Below are 19,064 nucleotides of genomic sequence, written 5' to 3'. Positions count from 1 at the left end.
GGCGAGTTCACATCGCAGACAGTGTGTTGCTGGAACCTCATCAAAAGTTATCGTCCGCCATCCATGCCCGGTGTAACGCCATTGGCAATAGCAAGGATGGCCGCATGTCATAACGGCCGTTCAACGCGGCAAGGCCAAGCGCAATTTTTGCGCAAAAAATCTTATCTACGCATTAATCCTGCACAAAACAGCGGAATACGAAGAACTACCGCTCGGATTGCGAAGATAATTTCATCAAGCCTCACGACAACTTGGTCGGCCGAACTCTTCGACAAACTCAACTCCCTGTTTGTCGTGATTACAAAGAGGCGTACACAAACTATCTCTGCCTTAACAATAATTTATCAGGAGATATTGCGTTCATGAAGAAGTCCATTCTCATGGCTATTGCCCTGGTGGGTGCCATCGGCTTCCAAACAGCAAGCGCCCGCCCTCTGGATGAAATCCAGAAGAGCGGAACCATAGTCATCGGTACAGACGGCACCTTCCCTCCCTTCCAATACTTCGATGGCGGAAAACTCACCGGCTTCGAAATCGATCTTGGCAATGAAATCGCCAAACGCATGAACGTCAAGGTGGAATGGAAGCCCATGGCCTTCGATTCCCTGCTCGCGGGACTTTCCCAGGATCGCTGGGATCTCGTAATCGCCTCTTTCGGCGTAACACCAGAACGAGCCAAGGCCGTCGATTTCACCAACCCTCATTACTGCACCGGCGGCATCATTGTCTCCACCAGGCCGGACATCAAATCCGCAGCCGACCTGAATGGAAAGACCGTTTCGGTACAAACGGGCTCGACCTACTTCGAGGCCGTGCAGAAAGTGCCGGGCATCAAGCAGGTCCGCAATCTCTCTTCCGACAATGACGCCCGCAATGCGCTCATCTCCGGCCGCGCCAACGCCTGGATCACCGACAAGTTCGTTGCCTTGACCGCCCAGGCTAAGGGCAGCCAGATCCAGGGCTCCACCCATACCCTGTATCTGGGCAACATGCTCTTCGATGAAGAAATCGCAACCGCGGTGAAGAAAGGCAATAGTCCGCTTCTCGATAAATACAATAGCGTCCTGAAAGACATTCTGGACGATGGAACTTACGCAGCGATTTCTCAAAAGTGGTTCAACGAAGATGTCCGCTGCAAGGGCGGCTCGACAAGCGTCGCAACCAACTGATTCCTGCTCTCGATTACCCGCCGCGGAGTTTATGAAACTCCGCGGCGGGCATGTTGACCCCGCCGTACAAGCTATATACGAAAGAGGTGTAAAATGTCGTCAAGCGCCAAACCCATGCAAAGCAGGATAATTCGAACAGCCGCAAACTTATCGATGATCAAGACTGTGGCGGCCATTCTTGTTACCTTGGCTTTCGTCGTGGGTATGGAGTGGATACTGAGGCATGTGCCGAACCCGATCGGTCCCAATGCCGATCAACTCGCTCAGGCGGCAGTCGTCACCATCGAACTGACCCTTCTGTCCGGCGTGCTGGGCGTGATAATCGGCACATTGGTCGCCTTGGGCAAGACGTCCTCGGTCTGGCCGCTCAGTTGGCTTTGCTCCCTGTACATCTGGGTAGCCCGGGGCACGCCCCTGCTGCTCCAGATCCTGTTCACCTTCTTCGCGCTGCCGGCAATCTTCCCCGCACTGGAGTTCAGCGACTTCACGTCGGCCGCGATTGCCCTGGCCTTCAACGTCGGTGCATACAACGCCGAAGCGATTCGTTCCGGCCTGCTCTCGGTGCCCAAGGGGCAGATCGAGGCCGCCCATGCGCTCGGCCTGTCGCGCCTCACCATCTTCGGCTCCGTCGTCTTCCCCCAGGCGCTGCGGATCAGTTTGCCGCCCCTGGTCAACAACGGCGTATCCCTGCTCAAGGACTCATCCCTGGCCTACGCGATCGGGGTGGTCGAGCTTTCCAACGCCGCAAGCCGCATCCAGTCCGCGACCTTCGAGCCTGTACCCGTACTGCTGACGTCGGCCGCGATCTACCTGGTACTGACTACGGGGCTGACGCAAGTCACCAATGCCCTGGAACGCCATCTGAGCTTTGAGAGAAAGTAAGCATGAACATGAGCGAACAAGCCCTGATCAAGGTAAGCGGCGTCTGCAAGAGTTTCGGTGCGGCAAACATCCTCAATGGGGTGTCGGTGGACTTCAAGCCGGGCGAGGTCGTCGCCATTCTCGGAGCCTCTGGCTCGGGCAAGTCGACATTCCTTCGGTTGCTGAATCGACTGGAGAAGCACGAGACGGGCTCGATCGTAATCGATGGCGTCGAGGTGTCGGACAAACCTTCCAGCCTGGCGGCACTGCGCCGGGAAGTGGGCATGGTATTCCAGAGCTTCAACCTCTTTTCCAATATGACGGTTCTGGAAAATGTATGCCTCGCCCCTCGCAAGGTACGGGGCCTGTCCAAAGCCAATTCCCACGAAGTCGCATCAGCCCTGCTGGCGCGCGTGGGGATGGCCGATCACTGCCACAAGTATCCGGCGATGCTCTCGGGTGGCCAGCAGCAACGTGTCGCCATCGCCCGCGCGCTCGCGATGGAACCGCGCGTACTTCTCTTCGATGAGCCCACCTCGGCACTCGACCCGGAAATGGTCACGGAGGTTCTGGATGTCATGAAGAAGCTGGCGGCCAGCGGCATGACGATGCTGATCGTCACGCACGAGATGGGGTTTGCCAGCGAGGTCGCCGACCGGATCATCTTCTTCAGCCAGGGGAAAATCGAAGAAGACCTGCCACCGAAGGAGTTTTTCAACGGTTGTTCCAATCCTCGGGTAAAGTCATTCCTTGGAAAGGTATTACAACCCAGTGTCAATGCCAGCCAGGCGCTTGGCTGAAATGAATAGCCGGAGGTCCAGCACGGGCTGGCCTCCGCCCTTTATTTGAAACAGTCCAATTTAACAGGGTATAGACGTGGAACTGGACAGGATCGATGCGAGACTGCTTGACGAGCTTCAAAGGAACAACCGGGTTTCCAGCGAAGAGTTGGGTGAGAGGGTTGGACTCTCCAGCACGGGTGTTCAGCGCCGCCTCAAACGCTTGAGGGCCGAAGGTGTCATCCAGGCAGACGTTTCGATCGTCAATCCTAAATCCGTTGGCCGAGACGTGATGATGCTGGTCCTGGTATCCCTTGAGCGGGAAAGAGCCGACATTATCGACAAGTTCAAGCAGTCCATTCGAAACACCCCCGAAGTCATGAGCGGGTACTACGTCACGGGAGACGCAGACTTCGTCCTCATCATTACCTCGAAGAGCATCGAGGATTATGAGCAGTTCACCCGGCAATTTTTCTATAATAACTCCAACATCAAGTGGTTCAAGACCATGGTCATCATGGACAGAGTGAAGACTGGCTTTACCATCCCAATCCCAGGTCTCTCTGAAGTAATAAAGTAAGCGCTGCCAACCCGTTCCTTGAACAGCCAATCCGGCCAGCTATTGAAAGTTGGCCAAGCAAAATCCTCCTGCCACCTTCCTGAATCACGTCAAACCCCTTCAAGCCAACCAGTCCTGCCGCAAATACGCCAATCTGAAACCGCCTCCGCGTTCCTGCATATACGACTTCTAATTCGCAGGAAGCATATATCTCATCGCGTCAAACGCACATAAACACATTCACTGCTCTGTAGCATCGATTGCTGGCGAGATTGCGCATTCTCTTTTCCCAGAGAACCGCTTCGCCACCAGCATGCATCAATCAAAACAACAAGCCGCAAAGGAAAATGCAAGAATGATCAAATACGCACGTTCGACGCTGGCTCTTTCAATTGCCCTGGCTTTTATGGGTGGCGCACAAGCTGCACCGTTACTATCGGCAGAAACTTCCAATAAACCCTATGCAGAGCAAGTCAAGGCGACCAATGCATGGATCGAAGTTGACAAGGCGGCTTTCGAAAACAATATAAGGACCCTACAAGTTAAGTTGCAGGGAAAGAGCCAGATCTGCGCCGTCATGAAAGCAGATGCCTACGGGCACGGGATTGGCCTTCTCGTGCCTTCTGTCATCGCCATGAAGGTTCCCTGCATAGCAGTCGCCAGTAACGAAGAAGCGCGCGTCGTGAGGGAGAAAGGATTCACCGGTCGCCTGATGCGAGTGCGTACCGCCACCCCGAGCGAAGTCGAGACTGCCCTGCCGTACGACGTGGAAGAGCTCGTCGGCGGACTGGAATTTGCCCGTGAGCTGGCCGAGATTGCCAGGAAGCACGGCGAGAAATTGCGCATACACCTTGCCCTGAATTCGGCCGGGATGAGTCGCAACGGACTGGAGGTCTCCACCGACAAGGGTAAGCAAGACGCCCTGGCACTTGTCCGGCTCGATGGCATTCAACTGGTGGGGATCATGACGCACTTCGCGGTCGAGGAACGATCGGACGTGCTGAAAGGTCTTGAGGCATTCAAGGAGCAATCGAAGTGGCTGATCGATGCGGCGCACTTGGATCGCTCTAAATTGACGCTTCATACCGCTGCGTCCTTTGCAATCCAGAACGTTCCAGAAGCCTGGTTGGATATGGTTCGGCCTGGGAACATCCTTTACGGTGACCCTGTCGAGAACAGCAAGGAATACCAAAGGGTCCTTTCCTTCAAGTCCACCGTAGCGTCGGTCAATGCCTACCCTGCCGGAAATACGGTTGGCTACGATCGGACACTGACGCTGAAACGTGACTCGCTGCTGGCGAACGTTCCCGTAGGCTACTCCGATGGCTATCGAAGGGCCTTCACGAACAAGTCCTACGTCCTGATCAATGGCCAGCGGGTTCCCACAGTCGGAAAGATCTCCATGAACACTGTCATGGTCGATGTCACGGACCTTAAGGGCGGTGTGAAGCCAGGCGACGAAGTCGTGCTTTTCGGCAGGCAAGGAGCCGCCGAAATCTCCCAAGGCGAACTCGAGGACTTCAACAATGCCCTGCTGGCTGATCTCTACACCGTCTGGGGCAACTCCAACCCTCGTATCCTGAAGAATCAATAACCCGGGAGTGACAAGGCCACGCCCAAGCGTGGCCTTGTCACTCAGCCTCCGGAGCTCATGCCGAAAGCAGATGCCCACCTCTCAAAGGTGTTTCCCCCGCGATGTAGGCCAGGTCCATTCCCGGCATTGCGTAGCGTCGGTTCTGCCTGGCGAAAAGAACACCTTTGACACCCGCACAATAGCGTTTCGTCTCACCGATGACGGGATCGAGGACGTCCACCACCGGATCACCGGGTTCGAGCATGTCACCGCATTGGGCGAGGTAAACAATCACCCCAGGCGCTTCCGAGAACAGCACTTCGGTTCCGTCCAGCGGCGTTGCCTTGTGATACAGAGGGGGAACCAGAACCTCGTCCCGCCCACGCAGTACGCCCTGCAAGCGCAGGTAGTCGAGGATGCGACCGGCATCTTCCCGGGCCTGGCGGTGGCTGACTTCAAGCTGCCCGCGCAACTCGATGGCAACACTGATGGTGGGCGTGGGTATGGGGAAACCAGGGAGCAAGTTCTGCAGCTTCACCCAGAAACTCACACTCACTTCATCGAACGGGCTGTTTCCCTGCTCCTGGGCATAGAGCGTCGCTTGCGCCCCCATCAGGGCCGCCAGCGGCATGACCTCCTCCAGATTGCCCGGATGAGCATACAGGTGCAGTACCGACTCGCAGTCGCAATGCAGGTCCAGCGCGATGTCGGCATCACAGGAAAGGCTCAGAAGCACTTTGCGCAGGGCATCGACATGCCTCGCAGGTTGCAGCCTTTCGATCTGCAGTCTGAGTGCGGCCCGGGCCAGCGCGACATTCCCATCGCCATCGGGCCCCAGGCGTCCTTTCAGGGCCTCGGCCACTTCGACTGAGAGATCCGGGAAGTACCGGTTGAAGTTCTCGCCCGTGTACAGGTCGAAGCGCCCCATCTGGTAGGTCAGCACGGTCTGGTCCAGTCCGATCGGGTTGGCCACCGGCACCAGCACAACCTCGCCCACCAGGTTCCCGCTCGCTTCCTCCTGCAGGAGGATCTCCCTCAGGTAGTGGCTGACGAGCATGCCTGGCAGTTCGCTGGCATGCAGTCCGGCCTGGATGTAAACCTTGCGCGCCCCCTCCGTTCCAAAATGAAAGCTATGCACCTCCCTGCTGGTGCCCAGCGATGCTCCTGAGATGACGTGAGTTCGTTGCCGCATGAATCTTGCTCCTGGGCACGGCGCCCTTGCGGCGCCGTTTCCTTAAGATGGTTAAGAGAACTGGAGTCTTTTGATTTTCCGGCTGTTCATCGCCAGGTAGATGACGCCCACTGCAAGCCAGGCAAGTCCCATCTTCATGGCATGCATATCCAGGCTGATCCACACATAGCCAATGACTGCCAGGCCAATCAGAGGAACCACGCCGTCTTTTACCCAGTTGCCGGAGGGCGTACGAACCATGAACTGGTTCAGCACGCACAGATGCAGCACGAAGAACGCCGACAGCGCGCCGAAGTTCACCAGTGAAGTCAGCGAGTCGACATGGGACATGAACAGGACGCTGACCAGCATGGACACCGCGGCCACGAACACTGTGCTCACATACGGCGTCTGATAGCGCGGATGCAGACGGGCCAGGGCAGCCGGGAGCTGACCGTCACGCGCCATGCTCAGCAGAATCCGCGAAATGGCGGTTTGTGCCACAAGCGCACAGGAGAATCCCCACGAAACCGCTGTGGCGACGGCGCACGCGATCTTCAGCGGCGTACCTCCCACCGCGTAGGCGATGGTGTAGAACGCATTGTCCTTGTCCTGGGCGAGAGCGCCGAAATCGGGCCAGGCCATGCCCGCCACCCAGGTCTGGATGATGAACAGGGCCCCCATCAGGAACAGAACCGTGATAGTGGCCTTGCCCACATCGCTGGGCTTGCCGGAGTTCTCCTCGGCAAGCGTACTGATGGCATCAAACCCCAGGAAACTCAATGCGGCGATCGACACCGCACTCATGATCAGCCCCGGACTGAAGGTCTCAGCGTTGTACAACGGCGCAATCGATGGCTGCCCCAGGTGACCGCCAAACACCATGTAGAGGCCGAGGGTCACAAACCACACGAACACTGTCATCAGGCAGATGGCAAAGACATCATTGGTTCTCGCCGTGATATGGATGCCACGCACGTTTACCACGGTGTTGAACGCGATGAATGCCGCCAGCCATAGCCACTTCGACAGCCCCGTGACTGCCTCCAGGGCGAGCGCGGAAACGATATAGCAGAGCGCCGGAAGCAGGATGTAATCCAGCAGTACCAGCCAGCCAACCAGGAACCCGATGCGGGCACCCAGCGCATGACTCGCATAGGCATAGATGGAGCCGGCCTTGGGACAGGTTGAAGACATCCGGGCATAACTCAAGGCGGTGAAGATCATTGCGATCATGCCCACCAGATAGGCCATTGTGGCCATGCCCTTGGCTTCACTGACGATGTAGCCATATATCCCCATTGGAGCGATGGGGATCATGAATATCATTCCGTAAATGACCATGTCGCGCACGGTCAGCGTGCGCTTGAGAGCGACTTCGCCTTTGGGGGATTGCATGTCTTTTCTCCTCAACTAAGGGAACGACCCAGGGCGTTCCCCGTTGGTATTTGTTGTTTAGTAGACAGCAGAATAAATATCGCGAACTTCCTTCTCGTCCTTGTTGTTCATTTCCCTGATCTCGCTTTTCTTGATCGCCTGATAGCAATCAAATAACGCCGCCCCGAGGCCGGACTTGATGACTTCGTCTGCGGCCAGTTCCTGCAGGGCTTCATCGAGATCGGCAGGCAACGCACGCAAACCGAACCGGGCGTGTTCGCTGGCGGGAATGGATGACGGATTGGTGTTGACCAACTCCGGCATTGCGAGCTTGCGCTTGATGCCGTCGATACCGGCGGCCAGGATCGCGCCGAGTACCAGGTGCGGAGATGCCAGCGCATCGGCGGCGCGATATTCGATGTTGGCCTGCCTGGCCGCATCGTTGCCATCCAGATGCGCGATGGGGGCGATGCGAATGGAGGCCTCGCGATTCTGCTGGCCAATGCACGCATAAGCCGCGCTCCAGCTGTTCGGGCGCAGCCTCTGGTAGGACACCACACCCGGCGCGGTAATCGCCGTCAGGGCGTTCATGTGTTCGAGTACGCCGGCACTGAAGTGGCTGGCCAGTTCCGATAGCTGGCCCGGCCGGCCGGGATCGTACGTCAGCGGCAGGTCGTCCTCGCTCCAGAGGGAAACATGGACGTGCACGCCATTGGTTCCGGGATTGAGCGAACTGACAGGCGAGAACGACACCCGCCGCCCCTGTCGTCGACAGATTTCCCGCACCACCTCCCGGACGTTGACCGCGCGATCGGCTGCCTTGAGTGCCTGTGCGGGGCTGCAGGTGACCTCGAACTGCCGGGCGGCATATTCGGGAATGCACATTTCCGGATCGACACCGGCCTCGATGAGCGCCGCCACGATGAGTGAGCACAGCTGCTCTTCGGATCTTGCGGCCTCCAGGGAAAAACACGGGGCCGGAACCTGGATGTCGGTGAACATGAATTCATGCTCGAACGAGGCAATGGCCTTGATGCCCAGCTCCGCGAGACCGGCCACCTGGCGTTTCAGGTACTGGCGCGGACAAGCCTCCCAGGGACTTCCATCCATGTTCAGGAAGTCCGTGTGGAAATACCGCAGCGGGCTCGTCGAGTCATCACCCGAGACGCAAACCTCGCTGTCCCGGTCCGGCATCATGATCAGGTCCCCGGACGCACCCCATGGGTTTTCGACAATGCTGCCGAACGGGTTCAGGGCCAGGTTGGCCGGTGTCCAGCACAACCCCTTCTTCAAATTGGACTCCAGCCGCTGCTCGGGGAAGGTCCTCGCGCGGGTGATACCTGCGTAGTCGTGACTGACGAAGTGAACGAGGGTCTGACTCATCTTATTGTTTTGCATTGTCTTTTCGCTCTTGGATTGGCAGCGGCCGCCTGTAGCCGACCGCGCCGGTGTAACGATTGCCGCGGGAGCCCAACGCTCCCTTGCCGTCTACAGAGCCCGCTCCCGTCAACGAAACCATCGTTTCACTAACAATAGTTTGATAAGGCTATGTAACGTTCGTTACAGTAGCAGCCGTCAAATCGACCTGCAATAGGCACGCTGTACACCTCACCTGCGGCAGCGCTTCAGCTGACGGAGGAAGACAGGCTGATTGAAATCCTGCACCCGCATGCCGCCCCCACATGAAGTGCAGGAACTCTCGAAAACCCGGCAATCCGAACAAGAGGAAGCTGCAATGAAGCGTCTCGAAACAACGGGCATGACCCGCGCAACCCTGGTGGACCCCAAGCGCACCGCGCTGCTGATCGTCGACGTCCAGAACGCTGAGGTCTCGCCCTACATCCAGGAACACCACCCGGAGTACTACCACCGGGTGATGAACGAAGTGGTACCCGGCATACGGAGCCTGATAGCTGCCGCCCGTGAATCCGGCAGCGAAGTGATCTATACGGTGATCGAAAGCCTGACCCGAGACGGTCGTGATCGATCCCTGGACCACAAGCTCTCCGGCCTGCTCGTACCCAGGGGTTCCTGGGAAGGCAAGGTCGTGGAAGCCATTGCCCCCGGCGAAGACGACATCGTCCTTCCCAAGACCTCTTCGGGCGTATTCAACTCCACGAACCTCGACTATGTCCTGCGCAACCTGGGCGTCACCGCGGTGATCGTCGTCGGCGTGCTCACCGATCAATGCATCGACATGGCGGTCCGCGACGGCGCCGACCGCGGCTATTTCATGGTCTGCGTTTCCGATGCCTGCGCCAGCTATAACCAGACGCGCCACCAGAACGCGCTTTCCGCCTTCGGCGGCTACTGCAGGATCTCGACCCGCGAACAGGTCATCGCCGAGCTCACCAGAGCCCTCTGATCCGCTCAACGAGGGCGGCCGCACCCGCGCCGCCCTACCCTGTTTGTCGAAGTTCCATGCGAACTTTCCTCGCAGAACATAAATCCTGCGAAATTCCAAAAAATACTCAGTTTCCAATCGCGATCAGAGATTTTTACGCAGAAATCCGACCCGCACCGATTCCTAGAATGGCCTCCATAAACACCCGTCTGGCGTTGAGGCCCACAACATGAAAAACCTTGCCAAGGCTGCGCTCGAGAAGTTGCGCCGCCCCGACCTTCTGGAAAAACGTGCCTACATCGATGGGCAGTGGATCGAAGGTGAAACCTGTCTGGCGGTAGTCGACCCGGCAACCAGCGAGACCATTGCCCAGGTTGCCCATTGCAGCGAAGGCTGGATCGACAAGGCGGTCGATGCCGCGACCGAAGCGTTCGAGTCCTGGCGCGACACGCCTCCAGCTCAACGTGGGGCGATCCTGCGTCGCTGGGCAGCGCTGACCCGGGAACATTCGTACGACCTGGCGATCATCATGACCGCCGAGCAAGGCAAGCCCTTCAAGGAGTCCCTGGGCGAAATCGCCTATGGCGCCAATTTCCTTGAGTGGTTCGCCGCCGAAGCCGAGCGCAGCTACGGTGAGTCGATCCCCAGTCACCTCGATGGCAGCCAGTTGACCACCAAGCTGCAACCCATTGGCGTGACTGCGGCGATCACCCCCTGGAACTTTCCGAGCGCAATGATCACCCGCAAGGCTGGTGCTGCGCTGGCGGCCGGCTGCCCCATGATCGTCAAGCCCGCTCCGGAAACCCCTCTCTCCGCGCTCGCCCTGGCCAAGCTTGGACAAGAAGCCGGCATCCCGGCGGGCGTCTTCCAGGTCGTCACCGGCGACGCACCGAAGCTCTCGGCCAGGCTGCTGCAGCGAACGGAAGTGCGCGCCTTCAGCTTCACCGGATCGACCCAGGTAGGCCGCATTCTCCTGCGCCAATCGGCCGAGACAGTGAAGAAAGTCTCGCTTGAACTGGGTGGCCATGCGCCTTTCATCGTCTTTGACGACAGCTCGATCGAAGAGGCGGTGCAAGGCTGCATCGGTGCGAAGTTCGCGACCTCCGGCCAGGACTGCCTGGCGGCAAACCGCATCTATGTACAGCGCTCCATCTATGAGCCGTTCGTGAAGGCATTCGCGGAAGCCACCGCAGCCCTCAAGGTGGGCCATGGCCTGGAAGAAGATGTCGATATCGGCCCGATGACCCGGGTGAGCGTGGCCAACAAGTGCCGCGATCACATAGGCAACGCGATCTCCCTGGGCGCTCGCGTTCTCACCGGCGGCATGGAAAACGATCTGGGCAGCAGCTTCGTCTCCCCGACCGTACTGGCCGACGTGACCGACGAGATGGATATCACTTTCGAGGAAACCTTCGGCCCGGTGGCTGCAGTTCTGCCCTTCGACACCGAAGACGAGGTGGTTCGGCGAGCGAACGACACCGAGTACGGCCTGGCGGCTTACGTCTACACCAATGACCTGCGCCGCGCGGCCCGGGTCTCCGACCGCCTCGAATACGGCATGGTCGCCCTGAACACCCCGAAATTTACCGGCGCGCCAATCCCCTTTGGCGGCTGGAAACAATCCGGCCTTGGCCGGGAAGGCTCCAGGCACGGTTTGGCTGAGTACATGGAGCTCAAATACGTCTGCGTAGGCGGCCTTTAATCTAAGGAGAACAACAATGGATAAGCACACTCAAGAACTCATCGCCGCTCAAGACCGTGGCTCCGTACTGCACCCGTTCACCCACCTGAAGGACTTCGCCAGCGGCAAGCTGGGCGACCCGACCATCGTCGAGACGGGCAAGGGCATCCGCATCACCGATGCGACCGGTCGCGAGTACATCGATGGCTTCGCCGGCCTGTACTGCATGAACATCGGCTACGGCCGTACGGAAGTGGCGGAGGCGATCTCGCGCCAGGCCCACAAGCTCGCCTACTACCATACCTACGCAGCGCACACGACCGACGAACTGGCTCGTCTCTCGGATCGTCTGGTCCGCATGGCGCCGGGCAAGATGAGCAAGGTGTTCTACGGCCTGTCCGGCTCCGATGCCAACGAAACCCAGGCCAAGATCGTCTGGTACTACAACAACCTGCGCGGCTTGCCGAAGAAGAAGAAAATCATCTCCCGCGATCGTGGCTATCACGGCTGCTCCGTCGTATCGGGCTCCATGACCGGGATGAGCTTCTATCACGACTACATGGATCTTCCGGTCTCGGGCATCCTGCGCACCGGTGTGCCGCATCACTACTGGGGCGCCGAGCCCGGCGAAACCGAAGAACAGTTCTCCGCCCGTCGTGCGCGGGAGCTGGAAGAGCTGATCCTGAGCGAAGGCCCGGACACCATTGGTGCATTCATCGCCGAGCCCGTCCTGGGCACCGGCGGCATCACACCGCCCCCGGCCGGTTACTGGGCCGCGATCCAGCCGGTCCTGAAGAAGTACGACATCCTGCTGATCGCCGATGAAGTCATCACCGGTTTCGGCCGCACCGGCGCCATGTTCGGCTGCGAGAAGTACGGCATCGAGCCGGACCTGATCACCGTCGCCAAGGGCCTCACTTCTGCCTACGCCCCGCTGTCCGCATCGATCGTAGGCGAGAAGGTCTACAAGGTCATGGAAGAAGGTGCAGACCGCGTAGGCGCTTTCTCCCATGGCTACACCTACTCCGGCCACCCGATCGGTGTCGCCGCCGCGAACGCCGTCCTGGACATCGTCGAGAACGAAGACATCCCGGGCCACGTCAGCCGCGTCGGCGAGTACTTCCAGAAGTCCATGCAGGAAACCTTCGCCAATCTCCCGATCGTGGGTGAGGTTCGCGGTGTCGGCCTGATGGCGGCCATCGAGTTCGTAGCCGACCCGGTAACCAAGGCACGCTTCGACCCCGCCCTGAAAGTCGGTGCCCGCGTATCGAAAGCTGCACGCGACCTCAACCTGATCGCCCGCGCCATGCCTCACGGCGACATCCTGGGGTTCGCCCCGCCACTGGTTACTACCGAGAAGGAGGTGGATCAGATCATCGACATTGCTCAGAAGGCCGTACTCAGCGTCATGGATGAGCTGAAGGCCTAAGTTCTCCCTTGCTTGTCACCTCTCGGCCGGTGCTCAACCGGCCTTTTTTTTCCGTATGAATCACCCGCCCCTTGGCGCATGTGCCGCCACCGTTTCCGGAATTCCGGCCGAGGTCAAATTGGCAACTCCTGTACTACTTCTGGAATCCCGCGCCGCCGAAATCCGATCGATACTGGCGTTGGCGGCTCCCGAAATCCGGATCATCGAGGAGCTCAGCAACTCCGCCGAAGTCGAAACTTGTGAGATATGGCTGGGCGAGCCCGATCGTGCCGCGGCGCTGCTCAGGCTGGGCTACTCGCCTCGCTGGCTTCAATCCACCTGGGCCGGCTACAAACCGCTCCTGGCTCCCGGCTTGCCCAAGTCCTACCGACTCAGCCGGGCCGTCGGGGTATTCGGGCAGGCGATAGCCGAGTACGCACTGACCCACCTGCTCGCGCATACGCAACACCTGCGACGTCGGGATCTAAGCCAGGCGCAGGCTACCTGGGACTCCGGGACACCCGCAGGGCTTTCCGGCGCCCGAGTCCTGATTGCAGGAGCCGGTGAAATAGGCTGCGACCTGGCCCGCTTCCTCCGCCCGTTCGGCGTGACGATCACCGGCATGGCCAGGGGCGCCAAGGCTGATCCGGCATTCGATCGCATCATCGGCCCCGACCAGCTCCTGAGTGCCGCTGGCGCCTCGGATTTCATCATCAACCTGCTGCCGGACACGCCGGAAACCGCCGACATCTTCGACGAGCGCTTCTTTCACGCGGTCAATCCGAACGCCGTGTTCATCAATGCCGGACGTGGCACTTCGGTCGTCGACCAGGCCCTGATCTCCGCCCTGGCCGATGGGCGTCTCGCCTGGGCGGTGCTGGACGTGTTCAGGGAAGAACCCCTGCCTCGCCAGCACCCTTTCTGGACAACACCACGCCTGACCATCACCGCCCATGTTGCGGGCCCTCTGGTTCCCAACCTGATGGCCAGGCAGTTCCTGGAGAACCTGTCGCGGTACAGACAGGGCCAGGCGCTGAAGGGGCAAGTCGACTTTCACTGCGACTACTGACATAGCACGCACATCACCAATTACGGGCAACGACACACCGGGACAGGACAGGCATGGCCAGAAAGATTCCATTCACAACGCTCGATGCCATCGTAGCGCTGCTTCTGAGCCAGAAAATCTACGGCTCCGCGCAGTCCATCCGGCAAACCGCAAAGCGCTGTGCCGAGCGCCTCCCCCGGCAACGGCGGCACCTGATGTACTCGATCATCAACAGCCCGGACCCACTGACGATCGTCCGACACATCTCGAACGGCCTTTGACACCGGAAACCAAGCACCTGCCCAGGCGCGGGGCGAAAGCTCCCCGCGCCTATTCGCCTTTACACAAGTACAAATAGATAGACGGAAGTAGGAATGAGTACCCCCCACAAACAAGACCTCCCCGCCCCTGTGTGCATGAATGACGCATCCACGGATTTGCACCGGGGCCTCTCCAATCGTCACGTTCAATTCATTGCACTGGGCGGAGCGATCGGCTCCGGGCTCTTCATGGGTGCCGGCAAGACCATCAGCACCTCGGGCACCTCCATCGTCCTCACCTATTTCATGATCGGCATGGTGCTCTTCTTCGTCATGCGCGCCATGGGGGAGCTGCTGCTGTCCAACCTGAACTACAGGACCTTCGCGGACTTCTGCGCGGACTACCTCGGTCCCTGGGCCGGCTTTTTCATCGGCTGGTCGTACTGGCTGACCTGGATCGTCGCGGCAACCGCTGACTGCGTCGTCATCGGGGGTTATATCCAGTACTGGTTCCCCGAGCTGCCGGCCTGGGCTCCGGCCATGTCGATCCTCATCGCCCTCCTCGCACTGAATCTGGTGACGGTCAAGGTCTTTGGCGAAATCGAGTTCTGGTGCACCCTGGTGAAGGTGGTCGCGGTCGTCGCACTGATCGTTTCCGGCCTGATCCTGATCGGCACCTCTTTCACCTCACCCAATGGCGTGCAGTCTTCGTTTGCCCACCTGGTGGATCGCGATGCCTTCCTGCCCCATGGCGTCGCCGGGTTCTTCGCCGGATTCCAGATCGCCATTTTCTCCTTCGCCGGTATCGAGATGATCGGGACTACCGCCGCTGAAGCGGAGAACCCGCACAAGACCCTGCCCAAGGCCATCAACGCGGTACCGATCAGGGTCATGATCTTCTACGTCCTGTCCCTGGCCTGCATCATCGGCGTCTGCTCCTGGAGCCAGATCTCCCCCGAGCGCAGTCCGTTCGTTCAACTCTTCCTGCTGTCGGGCCTGCCCTTGGCCGCCGGCTTCATCAACCTGGTGCTGACGACCTCGTCCATCTCCGCCGCCAACAGTGGCGTCTTCTGCACGAGCAGGACCCTGTTCGGCATGGCCTCGGCGCAACAGGCTCCCGGCCTTTTCAACGGCACCACCCGGTCCAGGGTGCCCGGCAGCAGCCTGCTGTTCTCCTGCCTGTGCATCTCGATCGGGGCGGGCCTGCTGATCTTCATCCCGGAGGTCATGACGGTCTTCACGCTGGTGTCTACCGTCGCATCCACCCTGCTGATCTTCATCTGGACGCTGATCCTGGTCACCTACCTGGTTTACCGCAGGCAGCGCCCGGACCTGCATCTCGCATCGAGCTTCAAGATGCCGTTTGGCGTCCCGCTGAGCATCCTCTGCATCGGCTTCTTCATCTTCACCCTCTGGCTGCTCACCTTGCAGCCGGATACTCGGGCCGCCCTGACCCTCATGCCTGCCTGGTTCGGCTGGCTGGCCTTCATCTACCTCTTCAAGTACCGGGTCAAGGTAGCGCCCGCCGAGCCGGCGGGCGCCTAGAGGCAGAGGCTCCCGACTCCTCCCACTAACGCCCGGCGCCCTGCCGGGCTTTTTCCAGCCCTTGCTTCAAGAGCAGGAGCCTGGACGCGACACTCGCACTCAAGGCCCAAAAGTTGGTAGTTTGCAGGAGGACAATCCAAGCAAGACTTCCGGCCCGCCCATAATCGGCGTGCCACATGTGCGTAACCACAGACTCCAGATATGACGTCTCAGCGATCGATACGACAGCAGATACAGGACAGCAGTCCCTCCTTCACTCCAAGCGAGCGCAAGCTGGTCAGGCTGCTGACCGGCCCCAGCCCGGTGGTCGCACTAGGCTCGATTCATCAACTCGCCAAACAAGCGAATGTGAGTGCACCGACAGTCCTGCGCTTCGCGGTGAAGCTCGGGTACTCAGGCTTTCCGGAATTCCAGAATGCGTGGCTGAACGAGCTGGAACTCAAGCTCAGCTCTCCGTTGAAACTGATCGACCACACGCACGACGACGCCGATAACGTGTTCGGACGGGAGCTGGGCACCTTGGTCGAATCGGGAATCAACGAAGCCACCCAGGCCGCCGATGTGGTTCGGTTGCTGGCTGACCTCAATCGCCGGATCTACATTCGTGGCGGCCGATTCAGCCAACCGCTGGCCGAATACCTCTACTCCCACCTGCGCGAAATACGCGGGAACACCGAGATCCTCGGGCGCAACCCGACGCAGGACCTGGATGCCATCGTCGATGTCTCACGCAAGGACATCGTCGTCATCTTCGACTACCGGCGCTATCAGCCCGATACCCTTCACCTGGGCAAACTTGCCAGCGAACAAGGCGCCACCTTGGTGCTGTTCACTGACAAGTGGCTGTCCCCCATTGCGGATTTAAGCAGCCACGTCGTCGTGTCGGATATCGTCTCCGGCTCGGCCTACGACACGCTGGTTCCCGCCATGGCGCAGGTGGAGTACTTCGCCATGCATCTCTTGAAGGCACTTGGCGACAAAGCCTCCCGACGGCTCCAGCGGCTGGAGGCGCTGAGAGGCTCCACGGCGAAGCCGCCTCGTTAATCCCATTCTCGCTTCTGCCTCGTTCGAGGGGCAGGCGAAGGTCTAGATGCGGAAGCTGTCCACCAGCTGCCGCAGACGCCCGGCCTGGTTCTCCAGGTCGGCGCAGGCGCGCAGGGTCGCCTGCAGGTTCTCCACGCCTTCCTGGTTCAGGGTGTTGATCTCGGTGATGTCCATGTTCAGCGAGTCGACCACGGCGGTCTGCTCCTCGGTGGCGGTGGCCACCGACTGGTTCATCGAGTCGATCTCGCCGATGCGGTGGGTGACGCTGGCCAGGCGCTCGCCAGCGCGGTTGGCGATCTCCACGCTTTCCAGGCTGTAGCGCTGGCTCTCGGTCATGGTGTCCACGGCTTCGCGGGCGCCGACCTGCAGTTCTTCGATCATCTTCTGGATCTGCTGCGCCGATTCCTGGGCACGGTGCGCCAGGTTGCGCACCTCGTCGGCGACCACGGCGAAGCCACGGCCGGCTTCCCCGGCGCGGGCCGCTTCGATGGCGGCGTTCAGGGCCAGCAGGTTGGTCTGCTCGGAGATGCCCTTGATCACTTCGAGGATCTGCCCGATGTTCACCGTGCGGCTGTTCAGCGCTTCGATGTTGGCGCAGGCCGAGCTGATCTTGTCGGACAGTTGGTTCATCGCGCTGATGGTCTGCTCGACCACCTGGCGGCCATCGCCGGCCTGGTGCGAGGCGTCGGTGGCGTGGTGCGAGGCATCGGCGGCGTTGCGGGCGATTTCCTGGGCGGCGGCGCCCAGCTCGTTGATCGCGGCAGCCACGCTGTTGGTGCGGTTGGCCTGCTCGTCGGAGTTGCTCATGGACGAGTTGGAGGCGTTGACCACCAGCTGCGAAACGTCGTGCAGGCTGCGCGCGGTGGAGGCCACTTCGCGGATGGATTCGTGGATGCGCTCGACGAAGCGGTTGAAGGCGTTGGCCAGCACGCCGAACTCGTCGTTGCTGGCGACCTTCAGGCGCTGGGTGAGGTCGCCGTCGCCCTGGGCGATGTCCTGCATGGCGCGGCCCATGTCGGTCAGCGGGGCCATCAGCACGCGGATCAGCATGCCCAGCAGGAGCAGGATGGCGACGATGGCGATGGCTGCGGCAATGATGGCCGAGGCGCGGAACTTGCTCAGCATTGCGTAGGCCGCGTCCTTGTCGATGGACAGGCCGATGTACCAGTTCACCGAGGGCAGCCCCTGCACCTGGGTGAAGCTGAGGATGCGCGTATGGCCGTCCAGTTCGGCCTCGCTGAAGCCGGCGCCGATGCGCGGGGTGTTCTGCGGGTAGACCTCGGCCAGGGTCTTCATCACCAGGTTCTTGTCCGGGTGCACGAGGATCTTGCCGTCACCGCTGACCAGGAAGGCGTAGCCCATGCCGCTGAAGTCCAGCGAGTTGATGATCTGCACCAGGGTCTTCAGGCCAATGTCGCCACCGACTACACCGATGGTCTTGCCGGCAGAGCGTACGGGCGTGGCGATGGTAATGGTCGACTCTCCTGTGTTGCTGTCGACATAAGGCTCCGTCAGGGTGGTCCCGCCGGCGGCCAGGGCAGCCTTGTACCAGGGGCGGTCTCGCGGGTCGTATCCGGAGGGCATTTCTTCGTCTGGCCGCTGGGTGAAAACGCCATTGGCCTGACCCAGATAAATGAAGCCGAAGGTGGATGACAGCACCTCATGCTCCAGTAGAGTGCCGAGCGAGGCTGAATCACTATCGCGCGAGATGCTCTGGCCGGTCTGTTCGACAAGCAAAATACGACCTTCAAGCCAATTAGCCACATTGTTCCCGGCAAGCACACCGATCTCGCTCAGGTGAGTCTCGAGATTGGTACGGATAGCGCTTCGTTGGTGAAAGTCGTTGTAGAGACTGAACAGGGTGAAGGCGGAAAAAACGACCAGTGAGGCAGCCAGAAGGACTTTGTGGCTGAACGTAAAGCACTTCATCATATGGCGCGATTCCAGGGGCATGCTTGCTTAGGCCGGAGCTGGTTAGATTCTCCGGTTATCCAGTGAGGATTGGCGGCAAAATACCCAGCCAAATCGCAGATAAGTCTCCTGAAAGCCCCTGTTAGTGCAAAGAACCCAATACAGGCCCGATCATCCCGCTGATATTTCGTTCGGGCCTTGTCGTGACGAAGCACAGGACAAGAAATGGGACCGCATTCGCAACGAACGACACATGGCGCCATCCAATAGTCGCAGAGCGAGCAGTCGTCGACAGTCGTCTTCGGTCAAAGATGAATACTGAATATCTGTATAT

The 19,064-nt window shown here is 59.8% G+C and carries 16 protein-coding genes; 12 read left to right on the top strand and 4 right to left on the bottom strand.

All coding sequences use genetic code 11. The features are described from left to right. Window positions 1–362 precede the first annotated feature (362 nt). From GA645_RS09945 to alr, 5 genes are all read left to right on the top strand, one after another. Window positions 363–1,169, top strand: a complete 807-nt coding sequence (locus tag GA645_RS09945) for an ABC transporter substrate-binding protein (RefSeq protein ID WP_152222264.1) — start codon at window positions 363–365, stop codon at window positions 1,167–1,169. A gap of 153 nt (window positions 1,170–1,322) precedes the next feature. Then, window positions 1,323–2,051 carry an amino acid ABC transporter permease gene (locus GA645_RS09940; protein ID WP_218572351.1) on the top strand — a complete coding sequence of 243 codons (729 nt, stop codon included), beginning with the start codon at window positions 1,323–1,325 and terminating at the stop codon, window positions 2,049–2,051. Window positions 2,052–2,074: 23 nt separating this feature from the next. Next, entirely contained in the window at window positions 2,075–2,830 is a 756-nt protein-coding gene (locus GA645_RS09935; protein ID WP_218572373.1) for an amino acid ABC transporter ATP-binding protein, read from the top strand. 76 nt (window positions 2,831–2,906) lie between these two features. After that, on the top strand, window positions 2,907–3,389 hold the full coding sequence (locus GA645_RS09930; RefSeq protein WP_152222258.1) for an Lrp/AsnC family transcriptional regulator: 483 nt from the start codon (window positions 2,907–2,909) through the stop codon (window positions 3,387–3,389). Between the two features lie 334 nt (window positions 3,390–3,723). After that, window positions 3,724–4,962 carry an alanine racemase gene (alr, locus tag GA645_RS09925; protein ID WP_152222256.1) on the top strand — a complete coding sequence of 413 codons (1,239 nt, stop codon included), beginning with the start codon at window positions 3,724–3,726 and terminating at the stop codon, window positions 4,960–4,962. A 55-nt stretch (window positions 4,963–5,017) separates the two neighbouring features. On the opposite strand, the gene GA645_RS09920 is transcribed toward alr, so the two are convergent. Genes GA645_RS09920 through GA645_RS09910 form a run of 3 tightly spaced genes read right to left on the bottom strand, consistent with a single transcriptional unit; the run spans window position 5,018 to window position 8,872 of the window. Further along, complete coding sequence (locus tag GA645_RS09920; RefSeq protein ID WP_152222255.1) at window positions 5,018–6,133, bottom strand: succinylglutamate desuccinylase/aspartoacylase family protein; 1,116 nt, start codon at window positions 6,131–6,133, stop codon at window positions 5,018–5,020. Between the two features lie 51 nt (window positions 6,134–6,184). Continuing rightward, window positions 6,185–7,510 carry an APC family permease gene (locus GA645_RS09915; RefSeq protein ID WP_152222253.1) on the bottom strand — a complete coding sequence of 442 codons (1,326 nt, stop codon included), beginning with the start codon at window positions 7,508–7,510 and terminating at the stop codon, window positions 6,185–6,187. A gap of 57 nt (window positions 7,511–7,567) precedes the next feature. Beyond that, on the bottom strand, window positions 7,568–8,872 hold the full coding sequence (locus GA645_RS09910) for a glutamine synthetase family protein (RefSeq protein WP_178119511.1): 1,305 nt from the start codon (window positions 8,870–8,872) through the stop codon (window positions 7,568–7,570). Between the two features lie 352 nt (window positions 8,873–9,224). Here GA645_RS09910 and GA645_RS09905 point away from each other — a divergent pair, with 352 nt between their 5' ends. The 7 genes from GA645_RS09905 to GA645_RS09875 all read left to right on the top strand — a co-directional run bounded on the left by GA645_RS09905 (window position 9,225) and on the right by GA645_RS09875 (window position 16,819). Then, window positions 9,225–9,854, top strand: coding sequence for a cysteine hydrolase family protein (locus GA645_RS09905; RefSeq protein WP_152222249.1), 630 nt, complete (start codon window positions 9,225–9,227; stop codon window positions 9,852–9,854). A 208-nt stretch (window positions 9,855–10,062) separates the two neighbouring features. Next, window positions 10,063–11,535 (top strand): NAD-dependent succinate-semialdehyde dehydrogenase, encoded by a 1,473-nt coding sequence (locus GA645_RS09900; RefSeq protein ID WP_152222247.1) that lies wholly within the window; start codon window positions 10,063–10,065, stop codon window positions 11,533–11,535. A 16-nt stretch (window positions 11,536–11,551) separates the two neighbouring features. Beyond that, on the top strand, window positions 11,552–12,943 hold the full coding sequence (locus GA645_RS09895; protein ID WP_152222245.1) for an aspartate aminotransferase family protein: 1,392 nt from the start codon (window positions 11,552–11,554) through the stop codon (window positions 12,941–12,943). Between the two features lie 55 nt (window positions 12,944–12,998). After that, window positions 12,999–13,991 carry a D-2-hydroxyacid dehydrogenase gene (locus GA645_RS09890; protein WP_152222243.1) on the top strand — a complete coding sequence of 331 codons (993 nt, stop codon included), beginning with the start codon at window positions 12,999–13,001 and terminating at the stop codon, window positions 13,989–13,991. A 53-nt stretch (window positions 13,992–14,044) separates the two neighbouring features. Continuing rightward, on the top strand, window positions 14,045–14,251 hold the full coding sequence (locus GA645_RS09885; RefSeq protein ID WP_152222241.1) for a hypothetical protein: 207 nt from the start codon (window positions 14,045–14,047) through the stop codon (window positions 14,249–14,251). Between the two features lie 135 nt (window positions 14,252–14,386). Continuing rightward, window positions 14,387–15,775 carry an amino acid permease gene (locus GA645_RS09880; protein ID WP_152228014.1) on the top strand — a complete coding sequence of 463 codons (1,389 nt, stop codon included), beginning with the start codon at window positions 14,387–14,389 and terminating at the stop codon, window positions 15,773–15,775. 201 nt (window positions 15,776–15,976) lie between these two features. Next, window positions 15,977–16,819: a MurR/RpiR family transcriptional regulator gene (locus GA645_RS09875; protein WP_152222239.1), complete on the top strand. Its 843-nt coding sequence runs from the start codon at window positions 15,977–15,979 to the stop codon at window positions 16,817–16,819. 42 nt (window positions 16,820–16,861) lie between these two features. On the opposite strand, the gene GA645_RS09870 is transcribed toward GA645_RS09875, so the two are convergent. After that, window positions 16,862–18,751 carry a methyl-accepting chemotaxis protein gene (locus GA645_RS09870; RefSeq protein WP_152222237.1) on the bottom strand — a complete coding sequence of 630 codons (1,890 nt, stop codon included), beginning with the start codon at window positions 18,749–18,751 and terminating at the stop codon, window positions 16,862–16,864. Between the last annotated feature and the right edge of the window lie 313 nt (window positions 18,752–19,064).

It is taken from the genome of Pseudomonas sp. SCB32, assembly GCF_009189165.1.
Lineage (GTDB): Bacteria > Pseudomonadota > Gammaproteobacteria > Pseudomonadales > Pseudomonadaceae > Pseudomonas.
The sequence above is the reverse complement of the archived record's forward strand: the minus strand, read 5'-3'. Positions and strand labels throughout refer to the sequence as shown.

Coding starts and splice junctions, on each gene's coding strand:
- GA645_RS09945 (WP_152222264.1), top strand. CDS start 363: ATGAAGAAGTCCATTCTCATGGCTATTGCCCTGGTGGGTGCCATCGGC.
- GA645_RS09940 (WP_218572351.1), top strand. CDS start 1,323: ATGATCAAGACTGTGGCGGCCATTCTTGTTACCTTGGCTTTCGTCGTG.
- alr (WP_152222256.1), top strand. CDS start 3,724: ATGATCAAATACGCACGTTCGACGCTGGCTCTTTCAATTGCCCTGGCT.
- GA645_RS09920 (WP_152222255.1), bottom strand. CDS start 6,133: ATGCGGCAACGAACTCACGTCATCTCAGGAGCATCGCTGGGCACCAGC.
- GA645_RS09915 (WP_152222253.1), bottom strand. CDS start 7,510: ATGCAATCCCCCAAAGGCGAAGTCGCTCTCAAGCGCACGCTGACCGTG.
- GA645_RS09910 (WP_178119511.1), bottom strand. CDS start 8,872: ATGAGTCAGACCCTCGTTCACTTCGTCAGTCACGACTACGCAGGTATC.
- GA645_RS09905 (WP_152222249.1), top strand. CDS start 9,225: ATGAAGCGTCTCGAAACAACGGGCATGACCCGCGCAACCCTGGTGGAC.
- GA645_RS09900 (WP_152222247.1), top strand. CDS start 10,063: ATGAAAAACCTTGCCAAGGCTGCGCTCGAGAAGTTGCGCCGCCCCGAC.
- GA645_RS09895 (WP_152222245.1), top strand. CDS start 11,552: ATGGATAAGCACACTCAAGAACTCATCGCCGCTCAAGACCGTGGCTCC.
- GA645_RS09890 (WP_152222243.1), top strand. CDS start 12,999: ATGAATCACCCGCCCCTTGGCGCATGTGCCGCCACCGTTTCCGGAATT.
- GA645_RS09885 (WP_152222241.1), top strand. CDS start 14,045: ATGGCCAGAAAGATTCCATTCACAACGCTCGATGCCATCGTAGCGCTG.
- GA645_RS09880 (WP_152228014.1), top strand. CDS start 14,387: ATGAATGACGCATCCACGGATTTGCACCGGGGCCTCTCCAATCGTCAC.
- GA645_RS09875 (WP_152222239.1), top strand. CDS start 15,977: ATGACGTCTCAGCGATCGATACGACAGCAGATACAGGACAGCAGTCCC.
- GA645_RS09870 (WP_152222237.1), bottom strand. CDS start 18,751: ATGATGAAGTGCTTTACGTTCAGCCACAAAGTCCTTCTGGCTGCCTCA.